3 protein-coding genes are annotated in these 3,158 nt (G+C 70.1%); 2 read left to right on the top strand and 1 reads right to left on the bottom strand.

Features of this window, described 5'->3' with window-relative positions:
• Window positions 1-1,799 (top strand): DNA polymerase III subunit gamma/tau (locus RT567_RS14915; RefSeq protein ID WP_313577034.1); only part of this gene is annotated, 1,799 nt, incomplete at its 5' end.
• Here RT567_RS14915 and RT567_RS14910 read toward each other — a convergent pair.
• Window positions 1,800-2,522, bottom strand: coding sequence for a 3-deoxy-manno-octulosonate cytidylyltransferase (locus RT567_RS14910; RefSeq protein WP_313577033.1), 723 nt, complete (start codon window positions 2,520-2,522; stop codon window positions 1,800-1,802).
• Window positions 2,523-2,669: 147 nt separating this feature from the next.
• Between RT567_RS14910 and RT567_RS14905 the strand changes: the two genes are divergently transcribed.
• Window positions 2,670-3,158 (top strand): c-type cytochrome (locus tag RT567_RS14905; RefSeq protein WP_313577032.1); only part of this gene is annotated, 489 nt, incomplete at its 3' end.

Below are 3,158 nucleotides of genomic sequence, written 5' to 3'. Positions count from 1 at the left end.
GCGACCCCAACACCGACGACATGTTCGGCGCCCCGCCGTCCGTCGCTGCGGCCGAGCCTGCGCCTGAACCGAAGGCGGAGCCCGCGCCCGTTCCTGCCCCCAAGGCTTTCGAGGCGCCGCCCGCCGAGGGCGAGGCCTACACCGTCCTGGCCCGCAAATACCGGCCGCGCGCGTTCGAAGACCTGATCGGCCAGGAGGCGATGGTCCGCACCCTGACCAACGCCTTCGCCACCGGCCGGATCGCCCACGCCTTCATGCTGACCGGGGTGCGGGGCGTCGGCAAGACAACGACGGCCCGCCTGCTGGCCCGTGCGCTGAACAACGAAACCGCGACCATCGACAAGCCGTCCCTGGCCCTGAGCCCCACGGGGCGGCACGACGCCGCCATCATGGCGGGCCAGCACATGGACGTGATGGAGATGGACGCCGCCAGCCACACCGGCGTCAACGACATCCGCGACATCCTTGAAAGCGTCCGCTACGCGCCGGTCGAGGCCCGCTACAAGGTCTATGTGCTGGACGAGGTCCACATGCTGTCGACGCAGGCGTTCAACGCCCTGCTGAAGACGCTGGAAGAGCCGCCGCCCCACGCCAAATTCATCTTCGCCACCACCGAGATCCGCAAGGTGCCGGTGACGATCCTGAGCCGCTGCCAGCGCTTCGACCTGCGCCGGGTCGAGCCTGAGGTTCTGGTCGGCCATCTGGGCCGCGTCGCCGATCGCGAAGGCATGAAGATCGAGCAGGAGGCTCTGGCCCTGATCTCCCGCGCGGCCGAAGGCTCGGTGCGCGACGGCCTGTCGCTGCTGGATCAGGCGCTGGTTCAGGCCGAGCGCGGCGCGGTGGTCGAGACGGCCACGGTGCGCGATATGCTGGGTCTGGCCGACCGCACCCAGACCATCGCCCTGTTCGAGCAGACGATGGCGGGCAAGACGGCCGAGGCCCTGACGACCTTCCGCACCCTGTACGGCTACGGCGCCGATCCGGTGCAGGTGGCCAACGACCTGTTGGAGCATTGCCACGCGGCATCGGTCGCCAAGATGCTGGGGCCGAACGCCACCCGCCTGCCCGGCGATCAGGCGCAGAAGCTGGCGGCGCTAGGCGCGGCCATCTCGGCCGGGACGCTGTCGCGCACCTGGCAGATGCTGCTGAAGGCGCTGGAGGAGGTACGGCGTGCGCCCAATCCGGCCGATGCGGTCGAAATGGCCATCGTGCGGCTGGCCTACGCCGCCGACTTGCCCGGTCCGGAAGAGGCGCTGAAGGCGATCCAGTCGGGCGGCGTCCCCGGCGGCGGCGCGGGGGGCCCTCGCGGCGGCGGTTCAGGCGGTGGAGGCGGCGGCGCCTCGGCCATGCTGGCGGCGCGGCCGATGGCGGCGCCCGCCCTGCCCGATCCGCAGAGCTTCGAGGCCGTGGTCGCCCTGATCGGCGAGAAGCGCGAGATCACCCTGCAGATGGACGTGGAGCGCTACGTCCGCGTGGTCAGCTTCCGTCCCGGCGCCATCACCTATGAACCGGCCGAGGGCTCGCCCCACGATCTGGCGCGGCGTCTGGCCGGGCGGCTGAAGGAATGGACCGGCCGCACCTGGCTGATCGCCGCCAACGGCCAAGGCGGCGGCGAAACCTTGATCGAGGTCGAGAAGAAGGCCCGCATCGCCCGCCGCGCGGCGGTCGAGGCTGACCCCTTCATCGTCTCCATCATGCAGGCCTTCCCCGGCGCCGAGATCAAGGAAATCGTCACCCTGGCCCCGGCCGTCGAAATGCCCGCCATCCCCGACGACGGCGAGACGGGCGACGACGACTGATCAGGCCAGCGCCCGCGCGGCCTCCAGGTCCGCCGGGTTGTCCACCGACAGCGGCGCCTCGTCGATCACCGAAGCCCAGATCTGCAGGCCCATCTCCAGGGCGCGCAACTGCTCCAGCTTTTCGCGCTTCTCCAGCGGCGACGGCGGGGCGGCGCAGAAGCGGGCCAGGGCTTCGCGGCGATAGCCGTAGATGCCGACGTGACGCCAGACGGGGCCGTCGCCGTACAGGGTCGAGCGCGTGAAATAGAGGGCGCGGCCGCTCGTCCCGCCGTCCGGCAGGGCCAGCACCGCCTTGACCACATCGGGATTGGCCCGGTCCGAGACATCCGCCTCGGCCGCGACCAGGGTGGCGATATCGCAGGCTGATTCGCGCGCCAGCAGTTCGGCGCAGGCTTTCGCCAGGTCCGGCGAGGCGAACGGCATGTCGCCCTGAATGTTGATGACCACCTCATGGGCGCCGTCAGGATCGACCGCCTGAGCGGCCGCCAGGATGCGGTCCGAGCCGCTGGGCAGGTCAGGATCGGTCAGCACGGCCTCGCCGCCCGCCGCCTGCACCGCCGCGACGATCTCCGGGTCGCCCGCCGCCACCGCGACGCGGAAACCCGAAGCCATGGCCTGCTCCCAGGCGCGCACGATCATCGGCTTGCCGCCGATGTCGGCCAAGGGTTTGCCGGGCAGACGGGTGGCCGCCATGCGAGCGGGTATCATTATCAGCGGATTCATGGTCGCCATGCGTCCTGAAACGCCCGGAAACGTCCGGGCCGGTTGCGAAGGTCGCGCTAGCGTGTAAGAGACGCCCACGCAAGAATACGCCTGAACGCCGCTTCGCGGTCGGGGGGCTCATCTAGAGACGGGATGCGACGACGCGGAATGAGCGGCGATCTGAAGTGGAACAAGATTATGGGCGCGTGCCTGGGCACCGCCTTTGCCATCCTGGTGGTCCAGCAGGTTTCGGGCATGGTCTACCAGACCAAGCAGCCCGAAAAGATGGGCTACTTCGTCGACGCGCCGGATGAAGCGGCAGCGGGCGCGGCCGAAGCCGCCCTGCCGATCGACTGGGGCACGGTCCTGCCGACCGCCGACCTGGCCGCCGGTGAAGCCGCCTTCGCGCGCTGCCAGGCCTGCCACACCGTCAACTCGGGCGGCGCCGACGGCATCGGCCCGAACCTGTTCGCCGTGGTCGGCGGCCCCGCCATGCACCGCGCGGGCTTCGCCTATTCGGACGCCATGGCCAAGCACAAGGCCGAGGCCCCGACCTGGAACTATGACGAGCTGGATCACTTCATCAACGCGCCGGGCCGCTATGTGCCGGGCACCAAGATGTCCTTCGCCGGCATCCGCGATGAGAAGACCCGCATC

The sequence above is a fragment of the Brevundimonas sp. genome, from assembly GCF_032107865.1.
In the GTDB taxonomy this organism is placed as follows: domain Bacteria; phylum Pseudomonadota; class Alphaproteobacteria; order Caulobacterales; family Caulobacteraceae; genus Brevundimonas.
Note: the sequence above shows the minus strand (reverse complement) of the source record. Positions and strands in the feature narration are given on the sequence as shown.

Coding starts and splice junctions, on each gene's coding strand:
- RT567_RS14910 (WP_313577033.1), bottom strand. CDS start 2,522: ATGAATCCGCTGATAATGATACCCGCTCGCATGGCGGCCACCCGTCTG.